Origin of the sequence: Thioclava sp. GXIMD4215 (genome assembly GCF_045291555.1) — a bacterium.
Classification (GTDB): domain Bacteria; phylum Pseudomonadota; class Alphaproteobacteria; order Rhodobacterales; family Rhodobacteraceae; genus Thioclava; species Thioclava litoralis.
Map to the genome: position 1 here is coordinate 1,978,718 of NZ_CP149515.1, position 15,675 is coordinate 1,994,392.

A 15,675-nucleotide genomic window follows, 5' to 3' on the forward strand; every position below is an offset into this window, starting at 1 on the left:
TCAGGTTCCGGTTTTCGCTTTGGTGAGGTGGGCCAGAACCGCATCACGCGGGCCGTCCACTGCCAGTTTTCCATTCTGCAGGATCAGGGTGCGCGAGGTCAAAGACAGGATCGGCACGCGGTGCGTCGCGATGATCGCAGTGCGACCTTCCAGCCACGATTGCAAGCGGCTGACCAATGTGGCCTCCAGCGTCGTGTCCAAGGCCGAGGTCGGCTCGTCAAGAATGACCACCGACGGATCCTGCAACCAGAGCCGCGCCCAGCCAATGGATTGGCGCTGCCCGACAGACAGCCCCTCGCCACCATCGCGCAGGGTCAGGTCCAGCCCCTTCGGATGGCTACGCACAAAAGGCCCAAGCCCTGCAAAATCCAGCGCCTCATAGAGGCGGGCATCATCGCGTTCCAGCTGGGTCAGGTTCAGGTTTTCCCGCAAGGACCCCGCAAACAACCGGACATCCTGACTGAGATAGCCCAGAGAGCGGCGCAGATCGCGCGGATGGAGCTGGCCGATATCGATCCCGTCCAGCAAAATCCGCCCCGCTTGCGGATCATAAAGCCCCGCCATCAGCTTCAGGAGCGTCGACTTGCCGGACCCGTTAGTGCCCAGCACGGCAACCTTCTGCCCCGGAGGGATCTTCAGGTTGGGAATATCCAGCGTCAGGGAGCTGTCCTGATCATATTGGAAATTCACATGGCGCATCTCGTATTCGCCCCGCACCTGCTCGGTGCGCAGATAGGAACGGTCATCGGCCTGCGCCTGATCGGATTCGATGATCGCATCCAGCCCGTCCAGCGCATGTTTGACATTCGACCAGCGTGACAGCGTGCCTGCAAGCTGGGTCAGGGGCGACAGTGTGCGCGAGGTCAGGATCCCGATGGCAATGATCGACCCGACCGTAAAATCGCCCGAAAACACCTTATAGGTCCCGATCACCACGGCGGTGATATAGGTGCCCTGCTGGACCATCTGCGCCCAATAGGTCAGGGCCGCAGCCAGCTTGCGCTGTTCGGAGGATTTGATCGCCGACAGGGTGATCAGCTCTTCCCAGATCCGTTTGAACCGGTCCGCCCCGCGTGAAGTGGCCACGGTTTCATGCTCGTAGATCGCTTCGTGCAGCAGACGGGACGCGCGCACCGAGGCGCCTTGGGTTGCTTCGGTCAGGCGGATCATCTTGCGCTGGAACAACAGCCCCGGCAGCACCATCAGGACCGCCCCCGCCAGAAGAACCCAGATCAGCGAGCCGCCGATAGAGGCCACCAGAAACAGGAAAACGAACACGAAAGGCACGTCCGCCAGCGTGCCGATGGTCGAGGCAGTGAAAAACTCGCGGACCGAGGAAAACTCGCGCATGGCCGAGAAAAGCTGGCTGGGCGAGCGTTTACCCGGCGCGACCTTCATGCCCAGCAGCCGTTCCATCAGCAATTGCTGGACCGATAGCTCGATCTTGCGACCTGCCATATCCATCAAGCCCGAGCGCGCGACCTTCAACGCCATCTCGAGACCAAGCGCCAGAAACGCGCCCAGAGCCAGAACCCAAAGCGTGGCCGTCGACTGGTGCGGGATCACACGGTCATAGACCTGCAGGCTGAACAGCGCCACGGCCACCGCCAGAAGGTTCGCGAAAAGCGACCCGACCGCCACCTCGACAAAAGCACGGCGCTGTTTATGGAACGCCCCCCAGAACCAGTGCTCGCGCTCGGACGAAATCTTGTGGCGGTCCTCAAGCTGTTTGAGCGAGGTCCGCGCACGGATCACGGTGCCGGTAAAGAAGCTGACAAATTCGCCCACCGGCACTTCGGCGCGCTGGTCCTTACAGGTTTTGTCATAGACGAACAGCGTCTGGCCATCCTGCCCGATGACCAGAACCATCTGGCCATTGCTCATCTGCGCCAGTGCGGGCCATTGATCGGGCGTGATCGAGGGGATCTTCTCGACCGAAGACACAAGCCCCGCCACCCGCAGAACAGCCGCAATATGCTCGGGCTTGATCTCGGCGGCCTCCTTGGCATCGCCGGTCAGCGCCGCCGTCGCCTCGCCCACAGCCCGTAGCATCTGTTCGAGAATGTCGATGGCCGGAATATCGGCCCCGAGAAGTCCGGCATAAAGCGCGGCCAGCTCGGCACGGGCGCGGGCACGATCCGAGGTGCTCTGACCGGCGGGCGGCTTCGCAACCGGAAGCTTAGGGTCGCCAGCGGCAGGGCGCAGCTCACCATTCGCCCCACTGATATGGGACGCATTGATGTCGAATGCTATGATGCGCTCTGCCAAAACTCTCTACCCTGCTAAATGACGCTCCCGTCGACAAGGAGCCCGTACCGGCGTGCGATTTCTAGCCTTATCAGGGCGATATCGTACTTTTGTCCAGCCAAGTCCTGCCGCATCTCGGCATAATTTTCAAATTGGTTAACAAGCTCCATCAGGCTGCGCCCGCCCAGACGGTACTGCTCGGTGTAAAGCGCAAGGCTCTTTTCCATTTCGGCAACCACATTGGCATCCCGCCCCTGCTTCGCCTCTGCAGCCGTCAGCTTGGATTTCAGCGTCACCACATCCTGATAGGCTTCCTGCCGTGCCTGTTCGACCTGCTGCTGCGCCGATTGGCGCGCCGCATCCAGCGCCTTGAGCTGATCGCCCGTGCCGAAACCGAACCCGCTGCTGGTGCCAAGATTGACCCCCGCATCCGGTTTACCGCTCCCGACAGAGGCGCTGGCCGACAACCCCGGCAACAGCCCCGCACGGCTGATCTTTGCTTCGGCGACGGTCAGGCCACGATTGCCTTCGGCTTCTTTGACGCTCAGCGCATCGGGCAACGGATCGGGAATATTCAGTGCATCGATTCCCCGCGCAGGCACCGCAGCGCCGCCCGTCATGGACTCAAGCTGCGCAATCTCGGAGCGGGCGGTGTCGCGCAATGCGGCCTCGGTGGCCTGCATATCGATCAGCTTCTGGGTCAGCACCCGCTGCTCGGACATATCCGACAGGCCGCCTTCCACGCGCTGGCGCATGATATTGTCATATTCTGACAGCTTGTTGCTGGCCTGCGTGGCCGCAGCGCCCTCGGCTTCGGCCTGACGGGCCTTGATATAATGGGCAAGTGCCGAATAGACCTTGTCGTTGTAATCCGAAGACAGGTTCACCGCTGCCAGTTCGACATCGGCTGCGGCATATTCGCGCTCGGCCCGTTTGGCCCCATTGTCAAACAGCACCTGATCCAGAACGATCGACGTCGCCAGATCCCCCAGCGAGGTCAGGCTGACGCCCGGTTTCAGAGTGGGCAGCCAGTTTTTCGACTTGGCCTGAGCGGTCAGTTTCTTGACGACAAGTTCGGACTGGGCAGCACTTTTCTGGTAGCCCAGAACCGCTTTGGCGACCTGATCATAGGCCCCACCCGCAGGCAGGACAGAACGTCGGGACGCCAGATCGCCGATAATCGCAGAGCTTTGCGCCGTCACACCGGGAGGCTGTTCGGCAAAGCCGTTCTCGGAGGGCGCATAGGCCGACCGGCCAGAGGGAAACGGCGTCCCTCCGCCCAGACAACCAGAAAGAGAGGTCATCACGACACTCAGAAGTGCCGCCCGGACGAGAACCGTCCGGGAATTGCACATATCAGCCATCTACCCGCCTTAGATTAAAGAGGTCGTGATGCTGTCATCGACATAAAGCTTCGCATCGCCGTCATCGAGCGTGTAAAGCGTGTAACCATCCATATCGCTTGTGTCGGATTTGGTCATCCCCGAGACACTGACAGTATCATCGGAGTCCCCCTCGATGATCAGCGTGTTTTCCGCACCGGTCAGGGACTGGATCTGGTCGCCGCTGATGGTCAGGTTCACATCCGCCAGATCAAGGTCGATCTTGGAGAAATCGAACTGGTCCAGACCGGCGCGCGACAGATCAAGATTGACCTCGGTTTCACTGGAAACGGTCAGGGTCGAACTTTCATTGCCTGCCGCATCAACATCCGTCACCGCGAAATAGGTGCTCATGGCCTGCGACGAGAAGGAATAGATGTCCTCGCCCGAACCGTCATTCGCGGCGGTTGCGGTATGCGTCAGCTCGGTCACCGTCCCATCGCCGGAGATTGCCGACACGGTGTAGCTATCAGCCTCGCCATCGGAGTCGGTATAAAGGGCACGCACGGTGCTCGACCCGTTGGTGGACCAGGTGACATCGGGCGCTTCGGGCGCTTCGAGGTCATAGCTGAAGATGCCGGAGGTCGCGGTATCGCCTTCAAGCGTGTTGCCATGTGCATCGACCGCGGTGATCGAATAGGTCGCCGTGCCGGTGCCTGCGGGCAGATCATCGGTGCCGAATGTGGTCGTCCACGTCCCGTCGGCCCCGACCGTCACCGTCTGGGTCGCACCGGTTTCGGTGATCGTCACGGTGATGGTCGACCCTGCCTCGACAGTACCCGAAATCGCGAACCCGCTGGCCGCTTCGGCGCTGTTCACGGTGTTATCGGCCGTCACCGAGTTGACCGAGAAATTCTCGACAACCGTATCGAAGACGACATCCAGCGTGGTCGAACCGCTATTGCCATATGCATCCACGGCGGTCACGGTCAGGGTTTCGGTTGCCGCGGCACCCTCGGGCAGGCTATCCGCCGGAACCGTCGCGCTCCAGGTTCCGGTCGCCGAGTTCACGGTTGCCGAAATCTGGCTGCCATCCGCCAGCGTCACCGTCACCGATTGCGCCCCGACTTCGACCGTGCCGCTCAGCACAAGACCGCCAGCCCGCTCGGTGGCGTTGACCACGTTATCGGCCAGATCATCATTGGGCGTGCTGGTCGAAACGGTCAGCGTATCCAGAACGGTGTCCACCTTGATCGTCTGGCTTGCGCTGGCCGTATTGCCATAGGCATCGGTTGCGCTCACGCTGATCGTCGCGGCAGAGCTATCGGCAGGCACTTCGGAGGCGCTGAAATTCGCGCTCCAGGAGCCATCGGCACCGGCAACGACCGTGCGCGTGCCCGAGCCGAAGCTGACAGTGACCGTGGCCAGTGCCTCTGCGGTCCCCGTCAGGATCACGCCGGAGGTTTCCGAGCCGCTGATCACGTTATCGCCCATCTGCGTGCTATCGATGCCCACCGACACCGAGCTATCCACCGTTACGGATTTCGTAGCGGTGGAGACGTTGCCCGCATCATCGATTGCGGTCACGGTCGCCACATAGCTGCCGCTCGACAGCGACGAATCCGTGACAACCGCGCTCCAGTTTCCGCTGGCATCGACCGTTGCATCATAGATCTTGCCGTTAATCGACACGCTGACCGACGTCGCGTCCAGATCGGTCGTCCCCGAAAGGGTGAAGCCCGAAGAGGCTTCTGCCGCGCTGACCACATTGTCAGCGGTCACATTGGCCGAAGAGAAGGATACATTGAGTTCGGTATCGACGACCAGAACATCGTTAAGAACGGTGACGTTCCCGTTCACATCGGTCGCGGTCACCACCATATCCGTCGAGTATTCGCCCGCCGGAAGCTGGTCTTGCGTGAACGTCACACTCCAGTTGCCATCGGTGTCAACAGTGGTGCTTTGTTCCTGACCGTTGATCGTGACCGTAATCGAGGCCCCGGCCTCGCCCGTCCCGCCAATCGAGATCCCGTCCGCATATTCGGCCAGATTCTCGATATCGGAGGTCGATTCCGCACCATAGGTCACTTCGACCGCAGGCGGCGTCATGTCGATCAGGAAATCCGGACCATCAAGGGTGTATTCCGTTCCGCCAGGCGACGTTACCACAACGGTCGAGGTCAAATCCCCATCCGACGGGAAGGTATCATCCTCGAAGGTCACGGCCCAGTCGCCATTCTCGTCCACCGTGGTCTCGATCGTCTGGTCCCCCAGCGTCACAACAACGGTCGATCCGGGCTCGCCGGTCCCGCTGACCTCGGCCTTGGGATCATCGGTATTGGTGGTCAGCGTGTAATCGGCATCGGGGTCATTGACCGTCGGGATGATGGCATCATCATCACCATCGTCGCTACCACCGGTGTTTTTGTCTTTATCGTCATCTTCATCGTCGCCACCGCCGCTGGCCAGCGCAACCGCGCCCGCAGCCGCCGCACCGCCTGCCAACAACGGACCCAGTCCGAGCAGCGGAGCAAAGCCGGCCATACCGGCGGTATCTTCCTCGACCGGAGCAAGAATGTCGTCGCCATCCAGGAAAGCCAGTTCGTCATTGGGGCTCCACTTGCCGATGATTTCCGGCTCGGAGTAATTGGCAAACAGCACGCCGTCGCCGCTATCTTCCAGATTGACCTGCGTGATCTCGCCATCGGCAGAGATATACAGCGTGTTGGCAGGGGCCTCGAAAAAGCCTGCCAGATCCACAATGCGACCGTCGGTCAGAACGACGTGCAAATCGCCGCCAGCGCGTTCGTATTTCAAAATATTCGTTTTGCGCAGATTCAACGAAACCGCGTCGCCGCTCCCGACCTGGATAAAATCGCCAGCACCATCGCCTGCAACCGTTCCACGAGAAACGCCGCCCGTAACATCACGGACGGCAAAGTCCACTGACCTTGCCATGAGTCTTGCTCCGCCTCAAAAAAGATGTGCAGCTCTTTTGACTGCATTTGTTTTTGCTCTTCCAAGCGGTAGCGGATTTTCGCTGACAAGCCTAGTTAAATGTCTCTTAACGTCAATTAATGGCCATACTTATGACGCGAGGGCCACGCATGTGACAAAAATACGCCACATTTTACCTGCTCATTTTCTTGGCATCCGCAGCCCGAAAACCTGCGAAAGAAATTGCCGGTCACTTTTAGATGATAGCGTTTCTATAGCCTTATCAATATCTTGCCATACTGCCCTATGCCCTTTTTCTGTAGGGGCACCATAGCAGACCGTTGGTCGCGCAACATGGATCAGGCAGATTTTCTCAGCCCACATATTATAATCTGGCATATAGACGAAACGCCGATAGGCACCGATCCTGCGGATGCCGGAAATACCCCAGCCGGTCTCTTCGCGCACCTCCCGATGCAGTGCCGCAAGCGCCCCCTCGCCGGGATCGATTCCACCACCCGGAAGCTGAAATTCCGGCACGGGCTTCTCCTGATGGGTAAGCAGCACCTGATCCCCCCGCAGCAAAAGTGCATAGGCACCGGGACGGCGCCTGTAGTGCTGCCCTCGGCGCAGCGGCTCTCCGAAACGTGGAATCATGGCAAAGCCCTTTTATTTGACACGACAAAATCGCGGGAAATTCCGCGAGGTCTTGGGTTCGCGGCTTGTCGCGCCCATATAGGCAAGGTAATCCCGCTGCCAAGCCAAAGGCAAACCCCCTTCGAGGACCTATATGAGTACGCTATCCCAAATCGCCTGGGACGATACAGTTCTGCCCTTCCAGCTCGACCGTTCGGACATCCGTGGCCGCGTCGCACGGCTGGACGGTGTTCTGGAAGAAGTCCTGAAACAGCATGACTACCCCACCGTGGTCGAGGCACTGGTGGCCGAGGTCGCCTTGCTGACCGCGATGATCGGCCAGACCATCAAACTGCGCTGGAAGCTGTCGCTGCAGGTACGCGGCGACGGCCCGATCCGCATCATCGCCACCGACTACTATGCACCTGCCGCCGAGGGCGAACCTGCCCGCATCCGCGCTTGGGCCAGCTTTGACAAGGACCGCCTTGACGAGGCGGGCGACGGTTTCCCCCAGATCGGCAAAGGCTATTTTGCCGTTCTGATGGATCAGGGCGAGGGCACGACCCCCTATCAGGGCATCACGCCTCTGGCGGGCGGGTCGCTGACCGCCTGTGCGCAGGCCTATTTCGCGCAGTCCGAGCAGTTGCCGACCCGCTTCCAGCTTGCCTATGGCCGCGCCACCCTGCCCGGCCAGTCCGAGGCATGGCGCGCCGGTGGCGTGATGCTGCAGCATATGCCGCCCGCCTCGCCGCTGCGCGCCCCCGAAGAGGGTGGTGCCGATAGCGAAGGGCTGCTGACCGCCGAGGACATCCTTGACGGCGAAGAAGGCGAGAACTGGAACCGCGCCAATATCCTCTTGGATACGGTCGAAGAGATCGAGCTGATCGGCCCGCGCATCCATGCGACCGACCTTCTGGTGCGATTGTTTCACGAGGAACAACCGCGCGTCTTCGATCCGCAGCGTGTGGAATTCGGCTGCACCTGTTCGGCGGATAAGGTGCGCAACAGCCTGTCGATCTATTCGGCCAAGGACATCACGCATATGACCACCGAAGACGGCATCGTCACCGCCGATTGCCAGTTCTGCGGCGCGCATTACGAATTCGATCCGCAGACGCTGGGGTTTGAAGCCACGAAAAACCCCGATGGCACCCCGGTCGAGGCCAAGGATGAGTGATCTTTCGTCCCGGTTACAGGCCGCTCTGGCCCGACCGGGGCGACCCTCTTCGGATTACGATCTGAACGAGGGGATCTCCCTGCCTGCGGGGCGCGTACTGCGCCCTGCGGCTGTGCTGGTGGCGTTCGAAGATACGCCCTTCGGGGCGCAGCTCTATCTGACAAAACGCGCGTCCCATCTGAAGCACCACCCGGGCCAGATTGCCTTTCCGGGCGGTAAGGTGGATGCGGGCGACCGCGATCCTGTGGCCGCCGCCCTGCGCGAAGCCCGCGAGGAAATCGGCCTGCCTTCGGAAAATGTGCAGATCCTTGGCCACCTTGACCCGCATGAAACCGTCACCAGCTTCTCGATGGTTCCGGTTCTGGCTCGGATCACGACGCCGTTCCGCCCCGCCCCCGAACCGGGCGAGGTCGAGGAGGTGTTCACCGTGCCTCTGCACCATATCGCCAATCCTGCGAATTTCCGCCTTGAGGGGCGGCGCTGGCGTGGCACGTGGCGGCACTATTACGCCGCCCCCTATGGCCCCTACTATATCTGGGGCGCTACGGCGCGGATCCTGCGCTCTTTGGCAGACAGGCTGACCCCGTCATGAAACTGACGGATGACTGGCTGACAGCCCCTGCCACACAGGCCGTAATGCAGATGCTTGAAACAGCCGGCCATCAGGCGTTCTTTGTCGGTGGCTGTGTGCGCAATGCCGCCTTGGGTGCACCGGTCAGCGATCTGGATATTGCCACCGATGCGCCGCCACAAAGCGTGATTACACTCGCCAATGCCGCTGGTCTGAAACCCATTCCCACGGGCATAGAACACGGCACGGTGACAGTGGTCTCGGACCATATCCCGCATGAAATCACCACCTTCCGCCGCGACGAGGAGACCGATGGCCGCCACGCTCTGGTTGCCTTTTCCACGGAGATTGCCGAGGATGCGGCGCGGCGCGATTTCACGATGAACGCCCTTTACGCACGCTCGGATGGCGAGGTCCTCGACCCGCTGGGCAGCGGTCTGGCGGATCTGCAGGCGCGTCATCTCCGGTTTGTCGGGGAAGCGGAAGACCGGATCCGCGAGGACTATCTGCGTATCCTGCGCTTCTTCCGTTTCACCGCATGGTATGGTGCGCCTGAAAACGGTCCGGATGCCGAAGGTCTGGCCGCCTGTGCCGCCTTGGCCGAGGGCATTGACGGCCTCGCCCGCGAGCGTATCGGCGCGGAAATGCGCAAGCTTCTGGCCGCGCCCGATCCTGCGCCCGTCATTGCCTCGATGGCGCAAACCGGCATCCTGTCCCGCCTCCTGCCCGGTGCGGATGCCAAAGCCCTGCCCGTGCTGATCCATCTGGAAAACGGGCGCGGCCCCGATCCGCTGCGACGTCTGGCCTGCCTGACATCGCAGCCCGCCACCGCCGCATTGCGCCTGTCACGGGCCGAAGCAAAACGTCTGGCCCGTCTGCGCGAGGCCGCGCAAGACATCGGCAGTCCCACCGAAATGGGGTATCGTCTGGGGGTCGAGGACGGGTGTGATGCATGGCTTGTCCGCGCAGCACTTCTGGAAATGCCGATGACACCCGACTGGCCCGCGCAGATTGCCTTTGGTGCCGCACAGACATTTCCGGTCACCGCCCGCGATCTTTTGCCCGCCTTACAGGGCAAGGAGTTGGGCGATAAGCTGGCCGAGCTGGAAATCCGCTGGATCGGCAGCGGCTTCACGCTGGATCGTGCGCATCTGCTAGGCTGAGCCTGCGCACCGCCCCCCTTGGCCGGACGCACGGCACGGTCTAGCTTGACCTGCAAAAGGAGCATGCTGATGATAAACCCGTTCCGCAAGGCCAGATCCGCCCCGCCAACCACACTCGGGCGCTTTCTCTTCTGGTGCCTGAGGGGCGCATGGGGGCTGATCACGGTATCGGCCCTGCTATCCGCCGCAGCAGGCGCGATGGAAGTGGTCTCGGCATGGCTTCTGGGGCGCGTGATCGACAGTCTGATCTCGACGACGCAGGGCGATATCTGGTCCGACCACGCGCTGATCCTTGGCGGTTTCGTGCTCTTCTACCTGGTGATCCGCCCTGTGGTCTTTGGTCTGTCAACAGCCGCCAACCACCTATTATTACAGCCAAATATCTTCCCTCAGGTCTTGTCACGCCTGCACCGCCACACGATGGGCCAGTCGGTGACCTTCTTCGATAACGATTTCGCCGGTCGCATCGCCCAAAAGCAGATGCAGACCGCCCGCGCGGTGACCGATGTCGCACAAGGCAGCATAGAGACCGGCATGTTCGCCCTCTCGTCGATCCTCGGCTCGGCAGCCATGCTGGCCGCAATCGACGGTTGGGCGGCGCTGGCGCTGCTGCTATGGATGATCGCGATGGTTCTGGTGATCCGCACCTTCCTGCCGCATGTGCGCGGGCGGTCGAAGGCGCGCGCCTCCGCACGGGCCACGGTGTCGGGGCAGGTGGTGGATACGATCACCAATATCAAGACGGTGAAGCTTTTTGCCAATACCGAACACGAGGACCGCGAGGCCTTGGGCGCGATGGAAAGCTTCCGCGAACGCGCGATCGCCTTCGGACGCGTCTCTACCGGCTACCGGACCGCCCAGATGGCGCTCTCGGGCCTGCTGCCGGTGGTTTTGGTCGGCGGTACGGTTCTGCTCTGGCGTCAGGGCGCGGCCAGTGCGGGGGATGTGGCCGCCGCAGGGGCCATCGCCATGCGGATCGCGCAGATGTCGGGGTGGGTGTCGATGTCGCTGATGCAGATCTATGGCTCGATCGGTGAGGCGGAAGACGGGATGAACACGCTGGCCGCGACCCACGGCCTGACCGACCACCCTGATGCACAGGACATAGGGCGCGCGCAGGGCGCAGTATGTTTTGACCATGTCAGTTTCAGTTACGGACGCAGCGAGGGTGGATTGCAGGATATTTCTCTCGCTATTCCCGCAGGCCAGCGCGTCGGTATCGTGGGGGCGTCAGGCGCAGGGAAATCCACCCTCGTTGCCCTGCTTCTTCGGTTGTATGATACCGAAAAAGGGGCCGTTCGGTTGGATAATACCGATATCCGCACGATCACGCAGGAAAGCCTGCGCCGTCAGATCGCTATGGTCACGCAGGAAACAGCCATGTTCAACCGCTCTGCCCGCGAGAACATTCTCTATGGTCGCCCCGATGCCACCGAACAGGAGATCATCGACGCCGCCCGCGCGGCCGAAGCGCATGATTTCATTCTCGATCTCGAAGACCATAAGGGCAATAAAGGATATGATGCGATGCTGGGCGAACGCGGGGTGAAACTCTCGGGCGGCCAACGCCAGCGTATCGCCCTCGCCCGCGCCTTCCTGAAAAACGCACCTATTCTGGTGCTGGACGAGGCCACCTCGGCGCTGGATTCCGAGGTCGAGGCGCAGGTGCAGGACGCGCTGACCAATGTGATGGCCGACAAGACCGTACTGGCCATCGCCCACCGCCTGTCCACCATCGCCGAAATGGACAGGATCGTGGTCATGGAGAAAGGCCATATTGCGGAAGACGGCACGCATGATGAACTGCTGGAGCAGAACGGCCTCTATGCCCGCTACTGGAACCGGCAGTCAGGCGGCTTTATCGGTGCCGAGGACAACGCGGAAGATGTGGAGGCGGCGCAATAGGCTTTGCCTTGCGGCCAAGGGCTGCTAAAGCCTGCCCTCAAGCAAAGCCAGCCGGATAGCCATCATGACCGATCACATCTATAGCGTCGACCGCCTCTCCATTCAGGCCGATGGCGTCATCCGCAGCGAAGAGGGCACGATCCACGCGCCGCTCACCCTCCCACAGGAAGACATCACCGGCGAGGTCGTTGCTGGCCGGATCGCGCAACCGAAGATCGTCAACCCTTCCGCCAGCCGAGTCCGGCCTCCTTGCCCGCATTATCGCGCCTGCGGGGGCTGCAGCCTGCAACATGCCTCGGATGCATTCGTGGCCGACTGGAAAGCCAGCGTGATCGAAACGGCACTGGCCGCGCGTGATATCGACGCCAAGGTCGAACAGGTCTTCACCTCTCCCGCCAATTCACGCCGCCGCGCCACGCTTTCGGGGCGCCGCACGAAAAAGGGCGCGCAGGTGGGCTTTCATGGCCGCGCCTCCGGCACGATCACCGAAATCACCGGCTGCACCCTGCTGCGCCCCGAGCTGCTGGCCCATCTGCCCACGGCCGAAGCCCTGACCATCGCCGGAGCCAGCCGCAAGGGCGAGCTGTCGATGACGCTGACCCTCTCGGAGGCTGGCGTCGAGATCGCCTGCACCGGCGGCAAGGAGATTTCGGCAGATCTCTTCACCACGCTCTCCGAGATCGCCCATAAGAACGGGCTGGCGCGGATCTCATGGAATGGCGAGATGGTCGCCGCGATCCGTCCCGCATGGCAGGCGATGGGACGGGCACAGGTTGCCCCGCCCGCAGGCGCTTTCCTGCAGGCCACGAAAGAGGGCGAAACGGCGCTGACCGATTTCGTTCTGCAAAACCTCGGCAAGGCCGCAAAAGTGGTCGATCTGTTCTCGGGGTCGGGCACTTTCACCCTGCCTCTGGCCCAATATGCCGATGTCCATGCGGTCGAGGCCGAAGCCCCCATGCTGGAGGCTCTCGACCAAGGCTGGCGCAAGGCACAGGGCCTGCATCGTGTGACCCATGAAGCCCGCGATCTCTTCCGCCGCCCGCTGCTTCCCGACGAGCTCGACCGTTTTGACGTAATCGTGATCGACCCGCCGCGCGCCGGCGCGGAGTCCCAGATTGCCGAAATCTGCCGCTCGGATGCCACACGTGTCTTGCATGTGTCCTGCAACCCGATCACTTTCTCTCGCGATGCCAAGACCTTGCTGGAAGCAGGATTTGTCCTGGAGAAACTTATCGCTGTCGACCAGTTCCGTTGGTCTGCCCATATTGAAATCGCTGCGCTGTTTACCCGTTGTTAACCACGTCTAAAGCAGACTCGATCTAAAGGCAGAAAACGGCTAGAAGGCCTATCGAGCAGACCTATCAAACAGGCAAAAAATGCAACGCAGAACGCTTCTTTCGGGCCTTGGCGCAATGGCCCTTCTGTCGGCATGTGGCGACAGTTCGAAGTTCAAGAATTACGAAGGCGCGCCGGTGACACAGATTCAGGTCTTCAAGAAAGACCGCAAGATGTATCTGTTCTCGGGCGACCAGATCGTCAAAACCTATGACATTGCTCTGGGCGGCCAACCGGTTGGTCCCAAGCAGTTCGAAGGCGACGGCAAAACCCCCGAAGGGGTCTATTACATCGACTGGCGCAATCCCAATTCCGCCTATCACCTGTCTCTGCGCGTGTCCTATCCGAACCCGCAGCAGATCTCCTTCGCTGAAAGTCAGGGCCGCAAACCGGGCGGAGATATCTTCATTCACGGGCAGGCAGGGGCCAATAAGGGCCGCGGCAAGGACTGGACCGCAGGCTGTATTGCCGTGAATGATAAACAGATCGAGGAAATCTATTCGATGGTGCTGACCGGCACCCCGATCTTTATCTACCCCTAAGCGGCCCCGCGTCGCGACAGGCATCAAAAAAGGCCCTCTTGCGGGGCCTTTTTCTATGTCGGACAAGCCATGTTACAAGGCATAGCGGGTGTAGGGCGGGCGCATCAGCGCCCGGTCAGCATGGTCCACCAGATCTTGCCCGACGGCTCCTGATACCAGGCAAAGCCCATCTCGGTGGCCGCCGGATTGAGGATCACATCGCGGGTCTCCGGATCGCTCATCCAAGCCGAAAGGGTTTCGGTCTCGGTTTCATAGGTCTCCGAGATATTCTCGCCCACGACTTCGCCATAGAAGCCCGCGCGTTTTGCACGATCCAGGGGCGAGGACCCGTCCGAGCCCCAATGCCACGGCCGGTTCTGCTTGGCCATGTCCTTGCTATGCACCGTGGCAGCGATCGCCAGCTGTGTGTTCAGCTGCATCGGGCCGGTACCACGGGCGGCGCGCAGGCTGTTGACCGCCTCGAGCGCGCGGCTCGGGATCACCTCGGCATCCTTTTTGGTGATCCGATAGACTTTCGGCATCGGCTTCCCATCGGGGGCCAGCTGCACATCGTTTGAAGTGGTCGCGCAGGCCCCGAGGGCCATCAGCAACGCAAGGATAGGAAGTGCTTTCATACCGTTCACCGTCGAATTCTCTGGCCGCCAGCGATACACGCAGCCGCGCTTTGCTTCAAACCCACAGTTCCGTGAGGACATCAAATGCCTGCGGGTTGCGACACTGACGCCATGTTTTCGCCGCCGGACCGCTCAGAGGCGGTGGATCCAGCCCTGCAAATTCTCCTCGATGACCTCGCTCAGCAGCGCGATATGGGCATCACCGTCATTGAGACAGGGGATATAGGTAAAGCTTTCGCCACCCGCATGTTCGAAAGCCTCGCAGATCTCGCCCTTGATCTCTTCGAGGGTCTCGATGCAATCGGCCGAAAACGCGGGCGAAATGACAGCGATACGCTTTTTGCCCGCGCGGGCCAGTTCGGCCACATGTTCGACAGTATAGGGGCGCAACCATTCCTCGGTGCCAAAAACCGACTGGAAGGTGGTGTGGATGCGGTCTTTGTCCCAGCCCAGCCGCTCGCGCAGAAGGCGCGTCGTCTTCTGGCACTGACAGTGATAGGGGTCGCCTTCCATCAGATACCGCTTGGGCATGCCATGATAGGAGCAGACCAGCACATCGGGCTGTGCCCCGTCTGGATAGGCGTTCAGCACCGATTGGGACAGAGCCTCTATATAGTTCGGGCGGTCGAAATATTCCGGAACGACGCGCGCGGCAGGCTGCCGTTTCTGGGTCATCAGCGCCTTGAAAAACGCATCATTGGCCGTGGCCGAGGTCGCCCCCGCGTAATGCGGATACAGCGGGAAGAACAGGATCTTCTCGCAGCCGTTCTTCACCATCCGGTCCACCACGGATCGGGTCGAAGGATTGCCGTAGCGCATACAGAAATCCACCTCGACGCGGTCGCCATAAAGCGCCGCCATCGATTGCTTCAGCTTGGCCACCTGCTGTTTGGTGATCGTCATTAACGGGCTTTCATTGGCCTCGTTATTCCAGATCGTCTTGTAATTCGCCCCCGAGGTGAAGGGGCGCTTGGACAGGATAATCAGCTGCAAAAGCGGTTGCCATTTCCAGTTCGGAATATCGATGACGCGCTTGTCCGAGAGAAATTCGCCCAGATACCGGCGCATCGACCAGTAATCCGTTCCATCCGGAGTGCCCAGATTGGCCACAAGGACACCGATCTTGGCCGTAGGCACCGCAGGGTGGTCGGCAGACGCATGGCTCAAGCGCGGATTGGCTGGCTTCGGCATGGAAAGATCCTATCGCGGTTTCGGAACATTTCCGG

The 15,675-nt window shown here is 61.1% G+C and carries 13 protein-coding genes; 6 read left to right on the plus strand and 7 right to left on the minus strand.

What is annotated here, in order from left to right; genetic code table 11:
- The 5 genes from WDB86_RS09780 to WDB86_RS09800 form a co-directional block, all read right to left on the minus strand.
- Positions 1-2,205: an ATP-binding cassette domain-containing protein gene (locus WDB86_RS09780; protein ID WP_406721624.1), complete on the minus strand. Its 2,205-nt coding sequence runs from the start codon at positions 2,203-2,205 to the stop codon at positions 1-3.
- A 77-nt stretch (positions 2,206-2,282) separates the two neighbouring features.
- Positions 2,283-3,551 (minus strand): TolC family protein, encoded by a 1,269-nt coding sequence (locus WDB86_RS09785; protein ID WP_339108650.1) that lies wholly within the window; start codon positions 3,549-3,551, stop codon positions 2,283-2,285.
- Positions 3,552-3,620: 69 nt separating this feature from the next.
- Positions 3,621-6,386, minus strand: coding sequence for an Ig-like domain-containing protein (locus WDB86_RS09790; RefSeq protein ID WP_406735802.1), 2,766 nt, complete (start codon positions 6,384-6,386; stop codon positions 3,621-3,623).
- A 20-nt stretch (positions 6,387-6,406) separates the two neighbouring features.
- Positions 6,407-6,616, minus strand: coding sequence for a hypothetical protein (locus WDB86_RS09795; RefSeq protein WP_406735803.1), 210 nt, complete (start codon positions 6,614-6,616; stop codon positions 6,407-6,409).
- A 91-nt stretch (positions 6,617-6,707) separates the two neighbouring features.
- Positions 6,708-7,163 (minus strand): NUDIX hydrolase, encoded by a 456-nt coding sequence (locus tag WDB86_RS09800; RefSeq protein ID WP_339108648.1) that lies wholly within the window; start codon positions 7,161-7,163, stop codon positions 6,708-6,710.
- 133 nt (positions 7,164-7,296) lie between these two features.
- Here WDB86_RS09800 and WDB86_RS09805 point away from each other — a divergent pair, with 133 nt between their 5' ends.
- From WDB86_RS09805 to WDB86_RS09830, 6 genes are all read left to right on the plus strand, one after another.
- Entirely contained in the window at positions 7,297-8,319 is a 1,023-nt protein-coding gene (locus WDB86_RS09805) for an Hsp33 family molecular chaperone HslO (RefSeq protein ID WP_406735804.1), read from the plus strand.
- On the plus strand, positions 8,312-8,911 hold the full coding sequence (locus WDB86_RS09810; protein ID WP_406735805.1) for an NUDIX hydrolase: 600 nt from the start codon (positions 8,312-8,314) through the stop codon (positions 8,909-8,911). The genes WDB86_RS09805 and WDB86_RS09810 overlap by 8 nt, the downstream gene beginning before the upstream one ends.
- On the plus strand, positions 8,908-10,053 hold the full coding sequence (locus tag WDB86_RS09815; protein WP_406735806.1) for a CCA tRNA nucleotidyltransferase: 1,146 nt from the start codon (positions 8,908-8,910) through the stop codon (positions 10,051-10,053). Before WDB86_RS09810 ends, WDB86_RS09815 begins: the two co-directional genes overlap by 4 nt.
- 69 nt (positions 10,054-10,122) lie before the next feature.
- Positions 10,123-11,958, plus strand: a complete 1,836-nt coding sequence (locus tag WDB86_RS09820) for an ABC transporter ATP-binding protein (RefSeq protein WP_406735807.1) — start codon at positions 10,123-10,125, stop codon at positions 11,956-11,958.
- 64 nt (positions 11,959-12,022) lie between these two features.
- Entirely contained in the window at positions 12,023-13,255 is a 1,233-nt protein-coding gene (locus WDB86_RS09825; RefSeq protein ID WP_406721526.1) for a class I SAM-dependent RNA methyltransferase, read from the plus strand.
- Positions 13,256-13,334: 79 nt separating this feature from the next.
- Positions 13,335-13,835 carry a L,D-transpeptidase family protein gene (locus WDB86_RS09830; RefSeq protein WP_339108642.1) on the plus strand — a complete coding sequence of 167 codons (501 nt, stop codon included), beginning with the start codon at positions 13,335-13,337 and terminating at the stop codon, positions 13,833-13,835.
- A gap of 104 nt (positions 13,836-13,939) precedes the next feature.
- On the opposite strand, the gene WDB86_RS09835 is transcribed toward WDB86_RS09830, so the two are convergent.
- Together WDB86_RS09835 and hemH are read right to left on the minus strand one after the other, a co-directional pair.
- A complete protein-coding gene (locus WDB86_RS09835; protein ID WP_339108641.1) occupies positions 13,940-14,449 on the minus strand; it encodes a CAP domain-containing protein in 510 nt (169 codons plus the stop codon).
- Positions 14,450-14,581: 132 nt separating this feature from the next.
- A complete protein-coding gene (gene hemH / locus WDB86_RS09840) occupies positions 14,582-15,640 on the minus strand; it encodes a ferrochelatase (protein ID WP_406735808.1) in 1,059 nt (352 codons plus the stop codon).
- Positions 15,641-15,675: the final 35 nt, after the last annotated feature.